The organism is Candidatus Krumholzibacteriia bacterium (assembly GCA_029865265.1).
GTDB lineage: Bacteria > Krumholzibacteriota > Krumholzibacteriia > WVZY01 > JAKEHA01 > JAKEHA01.
This window is the reverse complement of sequence record JAOUHG010000004.1, coordinates 53,220-69,633: the sequence shown is the minus strand read 5'-3', so window position 1 is coordinate 69,633 and position 16,414 is coordinate 53,220. Positions and strand designations below refer to the sequence as shown.

General features: G+C 65.6%; 10 protein-coding genes. 1 reads left to right on the top strand and 9 read right to left on the bottom strand.

Translation table 11 applies throughout. The annotated features are described in order from the left end of the window. Positions 1 to 4 precede the first annotated feature (4 nt). From OEX18_03310 to OEX18_03295, 4 genes are all read right to left on the bottom strand, one after another. On the bottom strand, positions 5 to 1,312 hold the full coding sequence (locus OEX18_03310) for an N-acetylmuramoyl-L-alanine amidase (GenBank protein MDH4336287.1): 1,308 nt from the start codon (positions 1,310 to 1,312) through the stop codon (positions 5 to 7). Positions 1,313 to 1,416: 104 nt separating this feature from the next. Next, on the bottom strand, positions 1,417 to 2,340 hold the full coding sequence (locus OEX18_03305; protein ID MDH4336286.1) for a peptidoglycan DD-metalloendopeptidase family protein: 924 nt from the start codon (positions 2,338 to 2,340) through the stop codon (positions 1,417 to 1,419). A gap of 184 nt (positions 2,341 to 2,524) precedes the next feature. Next, the gene (locus OEX18_03300; GenBank protein ID MDH4336285.1) at positions 2,525 to 3,418 is read right to left on the bottom strand and encodes an RNA polymerase sigma factor RpoD/SigA; all 894 of its coding nucleotides are present in this window, start codon (positions 3,416 to 3,418) and stop codon (positions 2,525 to 2,527) included. Between the two features lie 31 nt (positions 3,419 to 3,449). Then, positions 3,450 to 4,922, bottom strand: a complete 1,473-nt coding sequence (locus OEX18_03295) for a Do family serine endopeptidase (protein ID MDH4336284.1) — start codon at positions 4,920 to 4,922, stop codon at positions 3,450 to 3,452. 465 nt (positions 4,923 to 5,387) lie between these two features. Between OEX18_03295 and OEX18_03290 the strand changes: the two genes are divergently transcribed. Then, positions 5,388 to 6,149 carry a UDP-2,3-diacylglucosamine diphosphatase gene (locus OEX18_03290; GenBank protein ID MDH4336283.1) on the top strand — a complete coding sequence of 254 codons (762 nt, stop codon included), beginning with the start codon at positions 5,388 to 5,390 and terminating at the stop codon, positions 6,147 to 6,149. On the opposite strand, the gene OEX18_03285 is transcribed toward OEX18_03290, so the two are convergent. From OEX18_03285 to OEX18_03265, 5 genes are all read right to left on the bottom strand, one after another. Continuing rightward, the gene (locus tag OEX18_03285) at positions 6,139 to 7,050 is read right to left on the bottom strand and encodes a PorV/PorQ family protein (GenBank protein ID MDH4336282.1); all 912 of its coding nucleotides are present in this window, start codon (positions 7,048 to 7,050) and stop codon (positions 6,139 to 6,141) included. The two genes, OEX18_03290 and OEX18_03285, sit on opposite strands and share 11 nt — an antisense overlap. Positions 7,051 to 7,082: 32 nt before the next feature. Then, positions 7,083 to 10,436 carry a T9SS type A sorting domain-containing protein gene (locus OEX18_03280; GenBank protein ID MDH4336281.1) on the bottom strand — a complete coding sequence of 1,118 codons (3,354 nt, stop codon included), beginning with the start codon at positions 10,434 to 10,436 and terminating at the stop codon, positions 7,083 to 7,085. A gap of 221 nt (positions 10,437 to 10,657) precedes the next feature. Then, positions 10,658 to 11,695, bottom strand: a complete 1,038-nt coding sequence (locus OEX18_03275) for a DUF4384 domain-containing protein (GenBank protein MDH4336280.1) — start codon at positions 11,693 to 11,695, stop codon at positions 10,658 to 10,660. Further along, positions 11,692 to 12,537: a hypothetical protein gene (locus OEX18_03270; protein MDH4336279.1), complete on the bottom strand. Its 846-nt coding sequence runs from the start codon at positions 12,535 to 12,537 to the stop codon at positions 11,692 to 11,694. The genes OEX18_03275 and OEX18_03270 overlap by 4 nt, the downstream gene beginning before the upstream one ends. Before the next feature lie 817 nt (positions 12,538 to 13,354). Continuing rightward, positions 13,355 to 16,390: a sigma 54-interacting transcriptional regulator gene (locus OEX18_03265; protein MDH4336278.1), complete on the bottom strand. Its 3,036-nt coding sequence runs from the start codon at positions 16,388 to 16,390 to the stop codon at positions 13,355 to 13,357. Positions 16,391 to 16,414 lie beyond the last annotated feature (24 nt).

Here is a 16,414-nt window from a genome sequence, read left to right as displayed (position 1 = left end):
GGCCTCAGCGGCCGGGCTGGACGACGATCTCCTGACCCACGCGCAGACCGTCGGAGCGGCGCAGGCCGTTGAGTTCCCGCAGCCGGGCGACGGTGGTCTGATAACGGCGCGACAGTTCCCACAGCGTGTCGCCACGCTGCACGCGGTGCACGACCGCACGTCCCGCGTCATCCCCGGTGCGCTGCGGCGGGTGGGCGCGGTGGAACGCCTGGATTCCGTCCGCGATGGCACGGGCGATCTTCTCGCGGCCGGCCGGATCGCGCAGCAGTTTGGCATCCGCGCTGTTGGTGAGGAAGCCCGCCTCCACCAGCACCGACGGCATGGAGATGGTGCGAAGAACCGAGAAGGACTTCTGCTTGACGGATCGCGTCGGCAGCAGCCGGCGGTCGCGCACGGATTCGAGGATCGATTCCGCCAGCTGTTCGCTTCGCGCCATCACCGACTGCTGGTTGACGTCGAGTAGAATGTGCACCAGGTCGTCGTTGCCGGACTGGTCCAGACCGAAGTCGTGGGCGGCCTCGCCGGATTTCAGCGCCTTGCTGGCGGCGTGCTCGGCGCCGGCCGGGGCGACGAAGAAGATCTCGGCGCCGCGCGCGGAACTGTTGGCCGCGGAGTTGAGATGGATGCTCACGAACACGTCCGCGTCCTTCTTCTCCGCCCGTTCGTTGCGCTCCGGAAGCGTGAGGTAAGTGTCTCCCTCACGCGTCAGCACGGCCTGCACGTTGCCGCCGCCCCGGTTCAGGATCTCCGCCGTGCGGCGCGCGATGTCCAGGGTGAGCTTCTTCTCCACCAGGCCGTAGCGACCGGTTGCGCCGGCGTCGCGGCCCCCGTGACCGGCGTCGATGGCGACGACGAGCGCGCGCTCCGCGCCCGAGCGTCGCACCACCGGTGCCGGGTCCTGCTCCGTCGAAGCTGGCGGCTCGGCGGCATCCGTGGCCGGCGTCAGGTCGATGACGATGCGGAAGGGGTGGCCCGCGGAGGCGGGCAGTACGAAGTCCTTCCAGGACATGGGCCGGGCGAGATCGATGATCACGTCGACACCGCCGGCGCGGTCGAAGGCGTTCACCGAGCGCACGCCGCCGTCGTCGACCGCGCACGCACCCACCGCATCGGTGCGAGCTGCGCCTTCCACGCGCACCAGGATCCCCGCCGCGTCAGGCAGATAGTCGATGGTGTAGTCGCAGCCGCGGGACAGGTCCACCACGACTCGCGTGCGGGCATCGGTGCTGGAGTGGCGCAGTCCGGTGACGGCAACGCCGGCGGCGTTCGCCAGCGCCGGCGTCACCAGCAGCACGAGCGCCGCGAGGTACATCCTCAAATGGCGCGGGCAACCCGTTTGGCCTGTGGGAGATATGAACAGCACCCGCCCACGTTAGCGACGGGACCGCCTGGCTGGCAAGGGGAAATCGGAGGGGATCAGTCGGCCAGGACGAAACGCGTGGGGTCGACCCGCTCCCCGTCCTTCTCGATCTCATAGTGGAGGTGCGAGAAGGTGGAGCGGCCGGTGGAACCGACGCGGCCGATGACGTCGCCGCGGGTCACCCGTTGGCCCTTCTGGACCAGCCGGCGCTGCATGTGGGCAAAGCGGGTCACGAAGCCGCCGCCGTGCGAAATCTCGACGACGTTGCCATAGGTGCGCCAAACCCCGGAGAAGGTCACCACACCGTCGGCGGTGGCATAGACAGGGGTCCCCAGCCGCGCCGAGAAGTCCAGGCCCCGGTGCATGGTGCGGCGCCCGCTCATGGGGTCCATTCGCCAGCCGAACCGGCTGGAGACGAAGCCGACGTTGACGGGCCGCAGCGACGGGGTGGTACGCAGCTTCTCGTTTGCCCCTTCCAGTTCACCGAGGATGGATTCGTAGTCGGTCTTCTGCAACCTGGCCTGGCGCAGCAGCTTGTCGATGTCGCGCCGCGCCTCCGCCAGGCGCGCGCGCTCCTCGGGGCCCACCGAGGTCAGCAACTGGGCGCTGGAGAAACCGGTTCCGCCTACACCCACCTGAGCCACGTCCTCGTCCAGTTCGTCCATATTGGCGAGGATCCGGGCCTTCTTCTGGAAATCGAAGTTCTGCGCAACCTGCCGGCGCAGGGTCTCGACCTCCGTGCCCAGCGCGGCCAGCTCGCTCTTGAGCTCGCTGTTCTGGGTCTCGAGCGCTTCCACGGTGTAGGCGTCCATGAGGCGGCTCGAGTAGTGAAGGACCACCCAGCCGGATACCCCCAGTGAAATGGTCACGACGGCCGCCAGCGCGGCCAGCGCGTTGCGCCGCACACGGAACGTGCGCGGTTCGTTGCTGCCCTCGGGCAGGTAGAGGAAGGTCAGGATGCGGTCGGGAATTCGAATCAACTGCAGTTTTCTCCTGGTCGGTACCCTCGGGGGAGCGGCTCGCGTTGCAGGCTACGCATGATCGCGGAGTCCCGTCAAGCCGGAATCCCCCCCTGAGGGGGCAAGGTTCGTACCAATCCACCAAAGATCAGGGCCGGGTCCCTGCGGTCCCGGCCCTGTACGACACGCACAACGGTCTCTCGGTTCAATTCTCCATATAGCCCTGCAGGAACTTCGCGCGGGTGGAATGACGCAGCCGCTGGATCGCCTTCTCCTTGATCTGGCGGATGCGCTCCCGCGTGAGCGACAGGCGCTTACCAATGTCCTCGAGCGTCATGGGCTCGTCGCCGCCCAGACCGAAGTAGAGCGACAGGATCAGCCGCTCCCGTTCGCTGAGCGTGCCGAGGGCCCGCTCCAGGTCGTCACTCAGTGCCGATACATACGTATCCTCGTCCGGCGCGGCCTGGGCGTCGTCGGTAAGGTAATCCACCAGCGCGGTGTCGTCCTTGTCGGCCGAGTAAGGGTCGTCCAGGGACACGTGGGTGTTTGCGATCACCATGGTGTCCTCGACTTCCTCGATGGAAATGTTGAGCCGCGCGGCGATCTCTTCCGCGCTCGGTGCTCGCCCCAGTTCCTGGTCGAGCTGGCGTGACACCTTGCCGATACGGTACAGCGTGCCCGCACGGTTGAGCGGCAGCCGCACGATGCGCGAGTGCTCGGCGAGAGACTGCAGCATCGCCTGGCGAATCCACCACACCGCGTAGGAGATGAACTTGAAGCCGCGTTCCTCATCGAAACGATGCGCGGCCTTGATCAGGCCGAGGTTACCCTCGTTGATCAGGTCCTCGAGTGAGAGCCCCTGGTTCGCGTACTGCTTCGCGATCGACACCACGAAGCGCAGGTTCGCCTTCACCAGACCGTCCAGAGCTTTCTTGTCGCCGGCGTGAATCCGGCGCGCCAGATCCCGTTCCTGCTCACGGGTCAGAAGCGGGGTCTTGTTGATCTCGTGGAGGTACAGATCGAGACTCCGGATTCCACCCGCGGGCTGCGCTGCGCGACGGGTCTTTTCCTTGCGCTCGTCCACTTCGCGTTCCGTCATGGCATTTCCCCTCCTGGCTCGAGTCATTCGCTTACCTTCGCTCCGGCAGAACCGTCACAAACGTCGTGTTCCTGCCTCTCTTCACCAGGAAAGCGATGGGGTCTTTCCGCTGCTTGAGCTTCTCCGAAACGGACACGTAATCCTCCATGCTCTTGACTTCGTGTGAATACACTTCCGTAATCACGTCCCCGGGCATGATCTCCGCCTCTTCCGCGGGACTGCCCTCCTCGACGTCCACCACCACCACACCGGTCTGACCACGATCCAGGCGGAATTCCCGCCGCACTTCTCCCCGCGTTGCGTCTTCCACGTGGAGGCCCAGCCAGGCGTCACTGGCGGGTTCGGGCGCCGAAGCCACCGGCTGGTCATCCGGCTTCTCGCCCAGGGTCACGTTGATCACCCGCTCCTTCCCATCCCTGTAAACCACCACCGGGACCGATTTGCCCACCGGGGTGGAAGCGACCATGAGACGGAACTTGCCGTCGTCCCTTACATCGTCCCCGTCGAACCGGACGATGACGTCCCCGGTCCTCAGGCCGGCCGAGGCCGCCGCCGTGCCAGGCTGTACCTCACGGACCACGATGCCGTGCTTGACGTCCAGGCCCATGCCCGAGGCCAGCTCCTCGTCCAGCTCCTGGAGGACGATGCCCAGGTACCCGTACCTGACGTGCCCGCTCGCGATCAGTTCGGCCATGATGTTCTTGGCCATGTTGATGGGGATCGCGAAGCCGATGCCCTGCCCGGACGGGTTGATGGCGGTGTTGATGCCGATCGCCTCGCCGTCGAGGTTCACCAGCGGGCCGCCGCTGTTGCCGAAGTTGATGGACGCGTCGGTCTGGATGTAATTCTGGTACGTCGCGTCGCCGCCGACGATGTTCAGATCGCTGCGCCCCTTGGCGCTCACGATACCCACCGTCACCGTTCCCTGCAGCTGGCCGAACGGCGTTCCGATGGCCATCACCCAGTCACCCACGCGCATCGCGTCGGAGTCGCCCAGCTTGACCTTAGGCAGGTGTTTAGGCCCGTCGACCTGGATGATCGCGATGTCGGTGTGGCGGTCGAAGCCAACCACGCGCGCCTCGTACTCCTCGCCCACGCTGTCGTCGTCATCGTTGTGATCGAGCATGACCGTGATCTTGTCGGCATCGCGGATCACGTGGTAGTTGGTCAGGATCCGTCCCTCGTCGTCAAATACGAAACCGGACCCGCCGCCCGGCACGCGCCGGTTGCGCTGGCGTTGCTCACCGTCCGGGAAGAACTCGCGGAAGAAGTCGAAGGGGGCTTCGTTCTGCTGCCCGCGCTCGGACCGGAAGGCGCGTTCGGTTCTGATGAATACCACCGCCGGGCGAACCTTTTCAGCCACGTCCGCGAACACCGAAGAACCGTCAGCGCGCACCGTCGCGCTGCGATCGGCCGGCGCCGCCGCCACCGGCGTCGCGCCCGCCGCGACCGCCACCATGCCCACAGAAAGGCCCACTACACGTGCGAAGGAGTTGAGATTCATCGTTCTTGTCGTCTCCCGTGGTTTGCGGCGCAGCCACCCGGCGCGCCGTCCCGCCGCACGCGGTTCCCCGCGGCGCGGACATTCGTTGTTCGCGGACGATGTCGGTCGTCCAACCCGGAGCTGTGGCAGGGGGTCTTGGCTGAAGAGCAGATTCTCGAAGGTTTGATGCACTCTCGACCAGTGCACCCAAAGTCTACCCCGGAATCGGCGCCGTGTCAACCTCTTACTTTCCCCGTCCCCACTCCGCCGGCGCGGGCAACCAGCTTACTTTGTAACAAGTTTCGGGCCACGCGGCCCGGACACCCGCCTCTTGGTCACCCCCTTTGTACGCGGTGGAGGGGTGCGGAGTTCCTCTGTGCAAACGGCTATGATCAAAGAGGTTGTCAGCCCGCCCGCGTTGGGTCATCATGTCCGCCTGTCCGCCGCGATCCCCGGGGCCGGCCCGGAGCGCGCCGGCAAGCTGCTATGCGCAACGGCCCCATCGATTTCCGGCCCGTCGCCGCCACCGATATCAGGGTGGTGGCGGATACGCATTTCCGCGACCGGGACCTCCCCGGGGAGGCCGAACGGCGCGATCGCTTCCTGCGCTTCCTCGACTCGCTCGCCCCGGGGACCTTTCTGGTTCTGCTGGGCGACATCTTCGACTTCTACTTCGAGTACCGTTCGGTGGTGAGCCGCCGCTACCTGGACATCTACGAGGCCCTGGACCGCTGCCGGGGGCGCAGGGTCGACGTGCACTTCCTGGGCGGCAACCACGACCACTGGGTGGGCAGCTTCTTCACGCACGACCTCGGCATCACCGTCCACCACGAGGAGATCCGCATCGCGGCGCAGGGCCGCAAGCTGGTGCTGGCCCACGGCGACCTGGTGATGCCCCGCGACTACGGCTACAAGATGCTCAAGAGCGTCATCCGCAACCGCGCGGTGATCGGCGCGTCGCGCTGGATTCACCCCGACCTGTTGGACGCGATTGCGCGCGGCGTCGCCCACGGCAGCCGCCAGTATTTCAGTGTTCCCCAGGAGAAGCGCGCGCGCGCGGTGGAGGGGCATGCCTGGCAGAGTTTCTTTGCGCGCGGGAATGATGCCTTCGTGATGGGACACGTGCACTACCCCATGCACGTGACGCGCGACGGCCACGAGTTCATGATCGTGGGAGACTGGCTGGAGCACTTCACGTACGGAAGGCTCAGCAACGGAAGGCTGCGGCTCGAGACGACTAGAAGTTGAACCCGAGCCCGAAGCGGTGGTTGTCGCCGAGGTCGTTGCCGATGGGCAGGAACGCGTAGTCCAGCGACAGCTCGCGATAGTTGACGCCGAAGCCGAACGTAGCCCCCTGCGAATCGTAGCCCGCCTTGTAGCCCGCGCGCAGCGCCAGCAGCCTGCGATACGAATACTCGGCGCCGATGTGCTGGCGCCAGTCGTCGTCGTTGGGGAACATGGCGTCGAAGGTGAACAGCACCCGCCCCTCGATACTCGCCACTTCACGCTCGTAGCTGGCCCCCACCTTGACGTAGCGCGGCAGCGCGTACTCCTCGGTATCGAAGTTCATCGGCGTGCCCAGGTTGCCGGCCACCGCCGCCAGCTTGACACCGCGGATCTTGGAGGTGTGGTAGATGCCCGCGTCCACCGCGAAGCCGGTGGCGGACAGCTCGTCGATGCGCTGGTAGACAGACTTGAGCGAGACCCCGATTGACGTATTGGGTACGATGTAACGCGCGTACGCCACCGCAAACGACATGTCGTAGGCGCCGAAGGTGCCCAGCGGCACCGCACTGGGGTCGACGTCATAACGGTCCATGTCGTCCATGAACATGCCGGTGAACAGAAAACCCAGCGTGCCGAACTCGGTTTCGTGGGTCACCGCAGCCTGCTCCAGACGGATGGTCTGGAAATACTCCACGTGCGCCAGCGTGACCTTCGTCCCCAGCACCGGCGCCATTGCGCCCGGGTTCCAGAACACGGAGGACGCGTCTTCCGCCACCGCGGTGTAGGCCTCACCCATGGCCGACGCGCGCGCGCCCACGCCGATGCGCAGAAACAGCGCCCCCGCCGAACCAGGGTCGGCCGCGCGCCCCGCCGCGGGCATGGCCACAATGAGGGCGGATATCAGAATGTGTTGCCAGCGCATGTTCATGACTCCTTGACTCGTCCGCACTCGCTTCAACGCCGGATCGCGAACGTCTTGACCAGCGATCCACTACCGCTGTCGCCGTCGATCTTGAGGCGAAGCAGGTAGACACCGCTCTTGAGCGCGGCCACGTTGATCACTTCGTCGAAGGGCGTGTCCGGCAGACCGTTCGGATTGACCTCGAACGACCTCGTGAGCGCCTCCTGGCCTTCCACCGTGTAGACGGACAACTGCACCGTGGCACGGGTGTTGGTCGCTACCCGGGCGTGCACCTCGTCGCCGGTGACCGGGTTGGGGTAGATGATAAACGATCCGGCATCGTAGGGGGCGCTCGACGTGGCCGGTGCGGATCCACCCGAGGAGCGCCCGGTGCGCGCCAGATCCCCGCGCGAAACCGGCCAGGCCGCGGCGGCCACCGAACCGTCCAGCGACTGGATGGACAACGCCGTCTCGTCATCGGTCGTCACCTCATCGTTGATGGCGTCCAGCCCGGCAAAGAGCGCGTTGGAACCCAGCGACACCAGACTCCACACGCCGCTTGACACCTGGGCCAGCGACGGCGCCGTGCCCATGTCCGACGGTCCCACGCGCGGAAAGGATCGCACCTTCGCGCCCGAGACCCCGACCGCCACCAGGGTGCCGTCGTCGAGCGGGAAGAGCACGTCAACGGCGCCGTTGCCGTCGATGTCCGCCACGAGCGCGCTCTCCATCTGACGGTCCGGATCGATGACCGGCGCTTCCCCGTCGGCCTCGGGACGGATCACCACCGGCCACTCGATCATCGTGCGCGCGTTCGACTTGAGGATATACATGTACTCGGAATCCCACAGCGCGATCTCGAGCGCGCCGTCGCCGTCCACGTCGCCCAGCACGGGGTCCGACGGAGCAGCTGCGCGCAACTGTCCTGTCTGGCGGCTCGACAGGGCGTCACTCATCGCGCCTAGCGGGTCGAGTACGAACACGCGCCCGTCGGCGAGTGCCACCACGATCTCGTCGTCGTTGTCACCGTCCACGTCGCCCGCCGCGGGCGCTGAGGGCACGACGTCAGCCGGCTTGCCGCCATTCACCAGCGTGCTGCTCCACGCCACCGGTGGCGCCGCGAGCGCCGCCCCGGCGCGCGCCGCCGGCGTCCACGCAACGAAGGTGCGCAACGCGATGGTGTCGGTGCAGGCGGCCACCACACCGAACGTCTCGGTTCCGCTGTCGGTCACGCGCGAGAGCGCGAGCGCCTTCACGCGCTGAGCGGGCAATGAGAGCGGCCACAGCGGTGCGATGTCGGCCGCAGCCGGCGCGACCACCGCTCCGGTGGCGTCCACAAAGCTCATGCGCGCCCCGCCGCCGACGCGCTCGGTGATGACCACTTCCGGCCGCCCGTCACCGGTGACGTCCACCAGCATGGGCGGCGTCAGCATCGGCTGGCCCTGGTAGAGAACCCCCTGCGTGCCGGGATCGCCGTCCCCATCCACCAGTTCGGAACCGGTGTACGTCCACGCGTACACACGCCCGCCGAGCGCGGTCGCAACAATTTCGTCGCCGGGATTGCCGTCGAGGTCCGCGAACGCGGGCGGCCCCGCCCACGACACACCCGGCGCGGCGATGTAGGGGTCGACGGTGGCGGGGTTGGCGTCGCCGTCCACCCACTCGCTTCCGTCCGGCTTGAACACGAACACGCCCACGTCGTCGGAGAGCACCACGATCTCGGCGTCACCCGCGCCATCCAGGTCCACAACGCTGGCCGGCTGCGACGGTGAGCTCGCGTCCCAGCGCGCGCGCACCTCCGTGTACGAAATCTCGCGCTGCACGTTCACTCGCATGAAGCTTCCGGCCGGAGAGAGTGTTTCGATGGCGATGCCCGTCGCCACCCCGGAGTTGGACACCGAGGCGGGCTGGGTGGAGGAACCGAGCACGGTTTCGTTGCCCTCGCCGGTACGGTACGAATCGAAGTAACTGCCCAGCGAAAAGGCGGCCGAGCCGAGACGGTCGAGGTCCTGCACGCCGTCCGCTTCCTCGAGGTCGATCCCCTTGCGCGCAACGTAGTCGTCGGGCAGGAAGCCGCTCGTGACGGCATCGCTCACCACGCGCTCATCCACGTGCCAGATGTAGATGCCGCTCCCGGTGTGGCGCAGCAGCACGTCGAACCCGTAGGCGGGGCTGTAGCGGTACAGGTAGGGGTTGGTGAGGTCGGTGAGAAAGAAATCGAACTCCGCGCCTTCCAGCGAGTCGGTGTTGTTGGGAATGAGGTTGCTGTCCGCATCGCCGAAGGTGAACAGGCTGTCGAAGTTGGCGTCGTGCACGCGGTTGACCACCAGGTAGTACTCGCCCTCGGTGATGGGCACGCGGATGCAGAGCGTGTCGGTCTCGGCGCCGGTATTGATGTCCGCGAGGCGCACGGTGGCGGCGGCGGGGTCGGCATCGATCACCACCGGATCCAGCCAGCCCGCGATCACGCGGTTGAACGCGCACGGAAAGCCGGGAACGAAGCCATTCACGTTGAACAGCCCGTAGCCCATCAGGCAGAAGGCTCCCACCCCCTGCGAATCCGGAACACCACCCGGGGTGGAATCGAAGGTCGGCACCAGCCCCACCCGGCTGCCAATCTGGAAGGACCAGATTCCCAGTGTCCCCACGGTGGCGAAGTCCTGTGATGCGTGCGACGGCACGATGGCGAAGTTGTCCACGAAGAACGGGTCGCCCGCCACCTGGTCGCCGGTGGCAAGGCCCGGCGAGGCGGGGTCGTCCTGTGCGCTGCGGATGTCTCCAATGTCGTAGAAGCTCGACCAGATCTGGATGGGCGAGTCGCCGCCGATGTCGGTTTCCTGCCCCGCGCCCGCGTGAATGATGAACACGTGATCGTAGGCCGCGAAGTTGTTGCGCGCGTCCGCCTGGTCGATCACCGTCTGCGCCAGCTCGACCACGCGCTGGTCTTCGAAGGTGTCCGAGCCGTAGTAGCTCATCTTCTGCGGCAGCGTGTAGAGCGAGTCGTCGATGGTCCACGCCACCTGCAGGTGCCCGCGCGATGCCCCGCGGAAATACTGCGCCATGTGTTCGAGTTCGTTGGAGAACCAGGTGGTGTCCCGCAGCGGACGGTTGCTGCCGGGCTGGCCGCCCATGAGGGTGTCCTGGAACTGGACCTGGAAGGCGAGGACCCGCAGCGTGTCATCCCGTACGGCAGCGGCGGGCGTCACCAGCGAGCGCAGGCGGTCGCGTTGATAAACGTTGAGTGCGCCGTTTGATGTGACCGGTGCCACGGGCCGAATCTGCCCGGGGCGATCGGGGCTCCGGTACGCGGGAACCTGCCGCCCGCCCGATGACGGCGACGCGGCCAGCGCCGACACGATCAGGCACAGGCCTGCGAGGCGCGGAAGACGACGGGTGCTGAAGCTCAAGACGTAAGGACTTCTCTTCGTGTGGTGAACGACCTGCAATTGCGGGGGGACTCGGAACGCAACCCACTGTAGCCATAATACTTGGCCGGGTCAACGGTAAAGGGGGAGTTGTCGCCCGTAATTCGCCGCCCCTGATCGACGCTTACTCCGGCGCAACTCCCCCTTACCTGGTCGGCTTCCTAACCAGCCTACTCGACGCTACCAGCCAACCAAACCCTGTCTTAGCGAGCCTGGCGAACCCGTTTCGCGGCTCCCTTCTTCTGTCCAGAAGCGGTGCTGGACTTGGCCTTCGTGACGGTTTTCGTCGTCTTGACGGCTGTCGTCCCGCGCGCGCTGCGCGCGTTGTCGGCGCCCGGCTTCGCGGACGTACCCTTGACCTTGCGTTCACTGATCTTCACCGGGGTGCGCTCGGCCGCGCGCGACCCGCTGGTCGACACGACCTTCACCCGCTCGACACTCTTCACCGGCCGCGGCTCGACGGTGCGCTGCACCGACCTGGCCCGCGCTTCGGTAACACGGCCGCTCGGGGCCGGTCCGCGGCTCGTCGTGTACACGCTCTTGAACTTCGCGGGCGCCGGCCGCAGCGCCTGGTACGGATCCGCCACGTTGCAGCGGTACGAGTCGTACACGCCGGCACACTGGCGGCAGTTGTCACCGATGCGCACGTGCACGCCACCGTAGGCCGAGCACAGGTACGCCGGGTAGCGCACCCACTGGCGCACGTAGAAGCGCGCGCAACCCACGGTCACGAAGTCCCAGCGGCACGATGCCGGCAGCAGCGACACGTAGAAGTCGCGGCAGGCCACATACGGATCCCCGTAGACGCGGAATCCAAACCCGCCCACGAACACCGACGCGCCATAGTAGGAGTAGTCGAACGGCACCGGGCTTCCGACCGCATACAGGTGCGCAATACCCACGCCGTCCAGCCGGTCGAGACCCACGTCGCACGCGTTGTAGCGATAGGTGCGGCCACCGCGCAGCCACACGCGATCGTACGGCGACGAGGGGTAGAGCACGTGCAGATAGCCGTCCGTGTCCACCAGCAGCAGGGTCGCGTAGCAGTCGCGGTCCGCCCGCAGGTAGATGGAGACGTCGTTGTACGCCGGGAAGATATCCCCGCCGTCCACCCACACCCGCACGCCGGCCTGTCCGGATACCACGATGCCCGGGGGGTCGGCCTGCGCCGTCGGCGCGGCCAGCGCGATCGCGGCCAGCGCGATCGCGGCAATCATCATATTCAGGGTCGTGCGTTTCATGGCATGGCACCTCCTATGGGAGCGAGCTCCTGGTTGTTTTCAACCGCCTGATACGCCCAGTCCAGCGTGACCGAAGTCGTCGAGACCTCCGTCACCTGGATTTTCGCCATGTTGTAATCACCCTGACTGTCCCGAATGCGAACGATGTAACTGTGGCCAATGATCGCCTCGGCCGAGTGGGATGGCGCCCAGCCCACGAGCGGCGCCCAGTCCACGTAGACGAGATCGATCAGACCGTAATCCTGGATATCTACATCGAGGTCCGCGCTGGCGATATAATTCACGCCGCCCGTCGACTCGAAGTAGATATCCGTGGTGCCCAGCGCCGCGGCTTGCGAGGTCCCTGACAGACTTGAAAAGTCATACCCCGCACGCGACGGGTCTTGCCCCAGTTCGACCAGCACCAAACCAAATCCCTCCGGCCGGGGAGTGTCGAACACACTCTCCAGACTCAATTCGCTCTCGTGGCCGGCGCGGTCGTATGCCGTCACCGCGTAGTACCACGTTTGTCCGTTCACGACGTCCGTGTCGTCAAACCAGGTCTGACTCGCCGGCACCGTACCGATGTCGTAGTACGGCCCGGGATCATCGGTCGACCGGTAGACGACGTACCCCGCCAGATCGTCCTCCCAGTTCGCGTTCCAATAAATGCTCACGACGCCATCACCCGTGATGCTGAAGACCCCGTCGGGTGGATACGGAGGCGTGTCCACCACGACGGGGTTATCGTCTTCACAGCCAGCAACGAAAGGAAGCATCACTGCAGCCACCGCGGCCATCACGACACCCGACATGCGTACGGCGCGGTCAATTGGGTTTCTTATGCTCAGGTGGTGCGTCATCTCAAACAGGCCCTAGCGCAAGCCATGTGCCAGCGGTGGGAAAAGCCTGCCGGGGTGGCTCGGCACGCCATGTAAACGATTGTCGACTAGTCAGTTAAAATTTCAGACCGAGCCCCGAGGGAGGCCGGAAATGGCGGTTTCAGGGGTTGCTGCGGCCCTGGATTCGTGCCCGGGGAGTTACACGACTGACCTGAGAAGAGGACACTCTTTCAGGGATAACCTGGGGTGCGTGGCAGGGCGGCGGGAAGGTCTGAGACAGGAAAGAAAACGCCGATGCCCCGATCCGTTCCTTCGTTAAGTTCGAGACCCCACCTCTCGAAATCAACTTACTCCGCAAAGCCAGCAGCTTGCTTAGGAACGTATACAGGGCATCGGCTAACCCGGAAGCCCGAAGGCTCCGAATTCTTTGGTCGAGAGTAATCTCTCCTTAGCGCTTCAGTTTTTCCTTAGTTCGGGATTCTTGGGGAGTTTGCGCTCCCCAAGAATCCGTCCCCCACCAGATGGAAGTTCATTTACGCACGGGATGACTTCCGAAGTATTGCTAAGGCAACCCGTGTGCCAAGCGGGCACGTTATTCCCCAGGCTTCCGACACGATCGTAACGTGTTAACAAATAACATGTTAACGACGTCCGCGCGGGCGCAACACACGCCCGGGTGATCCCCCCCAAACAGGCGACTATTAAAAACATTTGTATACCATGGCCACCAAGGGGAGCAACCCAAAGTAAACAAATGAGTTTTGCGCCTAAACGGGCGTTATCAAAAGTTTTAATAGTGAGGCCCTGCCACCATGCGTGGTGGCCGGGCAGAGGCGGGCTACTGAATATTGTAGCGTTTGATCTTCGAAAGCAGGTTTGGATAGCTGATCCCGAGGTGTGTGGCCACCTGGGACTTGTTTCCCGAGAGCCGGCGCATGGCTTCCATAATCATGGCCTGCTCGATCTGTTCGATGCGCTCGCGCAGCGTGGCAGTCTCGGCAACGCTGGCCATCTCCGGATCCGGGGCCCGGAGCACCTCGGGTGCGAGGTGGCGCACATCGAGGCTATCACCGTCGTCGGCCAGGATGATGGCGCGCTTGATGACCTTCTCCAGCTCCCGCACGTTGCCCGGCCAGTTGTACTCGACGAGCTTGCCGGTGAACTCCGGCGTGGCGCTGTCGATGCTCTTCTCCATCTCACGTGAGAGCTTGGCGATATAGTGGTGCATGAGCAGCGGGATGTCCTCGCGGCGCGCGCGCAGCGGCGGCACCGTGAGCGGGAAGTCGTTGATGCGGTAGAAGAAGTCCTCGAGGAACTTCCCTTCCTCCACCAGGCCGAGCAGGTTGCCCTTGGACGCGCACACCACGCGCACATCCACCGCCATCAGGTCGTTGGAACCCACCTTGCGCACCTTCCCCGAGTCGAGGAAGTGCAGCAGCTTGCCCTGCATGGCCAGCGAGGTCTTGCCAATCTCATCCAGAAAGATGGTCCCGCCGTTGGCCTCGATCAAGAGGCCGTCCTTGTCGAAGTACGCGTTGGTGAACGCGCCGCGCACGTGGCCGAACAGCTCTGATTCGAGCAGGTGCTCGGGCAGCGCGGCGCAGTTGACGTGCACGAACGCGCGGTCCCTCCGCTCGCTGAGCAGATGGACCGCGTAGGCGATGAGTCCCTTACCGGTTCCCGTCTCACCCTGCAGCAGAACCGTGGCGTCGGAATGCGCCACGCGCTCGGCCAGGTTGAGCAGGTGGATCATCTCGCGGTTGTCGGTGACGATGCTCTCGAAGCCCTTGCCGGCGTTGGTGCGCGGGCGCGCGGCGCGGCCGCGTTCCTCGGTGCGCAGCAGTTCGTACACCGAAAGCGAGATGATGCTCGAATACGCGGCCACGAAGTGCAGGTCGTCCTGGCCCACCGGGCCATCGGCCTCCTTGAACACGCACAGCGCGCCCAGGCCCTCGCGCTCGAAGCCGAGATCCTGAACCAGGAGCGTACCGCGCAGCGACAGGCGCTCGCGCAGATCCGCCACCGCGGGATCGCCGGCGATGTCGGCCACGATCACGGTACCGCGGTCTGCCCGTTTTCCGTACCACGACTCGACCGCTTGCGCGTCCTTGGCGGTCATGCCCTGGCGGCTGATGATTTGCAGCGCCTTGCCCTTGGTAGCGGGCACGGCAATGAAACCACCCTGCGCCCCGAGCTTCTCGACGATCAGCGCCAGGGTCGAGTCGAGTCCCTTGGCGAGCTGTTCGCGCGAACGCGCACCGCTCTGCATCTCACCGAGCACGGAGAACTGATCGAGCACGCGCCGCGTCGCGTTGGACATCTGCCCCTCCACGCGGCGGCGCAGCGCGCCCAGCGCTCGGCGGAAGCGCGCGTTGTCTTCTTCGGAGGCGACGCGGTCGGCCTCGTACACCGCGAGCAGCGCCTCGTCGAGATTACCCAGACGCCGTTCGACGCCCGCCAGGAGAACCTGGGAGACGATGAACTCGTGCGGCTCGTCGACGTTGCCCAGCTCCACCACGCTGTCGGCCAGCTGCGACTTGGCGCGCAGGAGTGCGGCCTCGGAGCGGATGCGGGTGCAAATGCGGGCCAGCAACTGCTGGCTCACGACCTTTTCGAAGGCGTTGCCCTGTTCGGCGAACGTGGCGATGCTGGCCAGCATGGCCTCGCTGGCGCCTTCCATCTCTCCCAGCCGTGCGCGGCACAGTGCGCGGCCACGGTGGAAGAATCCAATCTCATACAGCTCGCCACACGACGTGGCGATGCGCAGGCCCTCTTCGATTGACGCCAGCGCGTCGTTGGGCTGCCCGAGCCGATACTGAACGTCGGCCATGCGCCGCAGGCACTCCGCCACCACGTCACCCTCGGGCGAAAGCCGGCGCGCGCGGTCGAGCGCCGCCACCAGGTTGGCGCGGGCGCCGGAAAGATCGTTGCGCGCCATCATCAGTTCGCCGATGTACTCGTCGGCCAGCGCGGCCTCGCGCTCGTAACCCAGTTCGACCGCCATCGCCTGCGCACGCAGCAGCGCCTTCTCGCCCCTGCCCAGAGCACCGCGCGCCACCTGGGTGCGCCCCAGCATGAGCAGGGCGCGGGTAAGACTCGCCTGGTCGCCAAAACGCTCTGCGCTCGCCGCGGCCGCGTCGAAGGCGCTGATGGCATCCTCGAAACGGCGCAGCTTGGCGTGTACCACGCCGATGTTCAATTGCACCACGATGAGGTGTTGCGACAGGCCGAGGGTCTTGGCGATGTCGAGCGACTTTGACAACGACGCGAGTGCGCGCGTCCAGCGGCACGCGTTCTTGTGCAGCAGTCCGAGGCTATTATAGACGTAAGCGATACCGACGCGATCCTCGGCGCGGCGGTAGGACGACAGCGCGTCCATGAAGAACTCCTCCGCCTCGGTCACCAGACCCAGGCGCTGGTAGCAGTTGGCCACGAGGAGTTGAACGTACGCGACTTCGGAGTGCGACTGCGACCGCTTGAGTCGGCGGTAGGCTCCGAAGGCTGTCTTGAGGGCCGCGTCATAGGCGCCCTGCCACAGGAGCAGGTACCCTTCGCGGTATTCGATGCGGCCCACGGCCTCTTCCGGAAGCGCTACCGGAAGGGCGCGGGCATCTTCGAGGCACTGGCGCGCCGACGGGTAGTCGCCGCGCTTCCGATGACAATCGCTGATGCGGGTGAGCAGACGGAATCGATCCGGATAGTCCGGAAGGTCCGTCTGCTCAAGCGCACCCCGGAAGTATTCCAGAGCCGTGGAGAAATTCTCCGTCGCGAAGTGCATCTCCCCGATCTCCTCACCAGGCGAGCAAATCGAGTCGCGCGTTTTATCGCGACGTCCCTTCTCCAGCCACTCTCTCTCGTCCCGTGCGTCGGACATTGAATCCTCGAGTAAGTGGTTGAC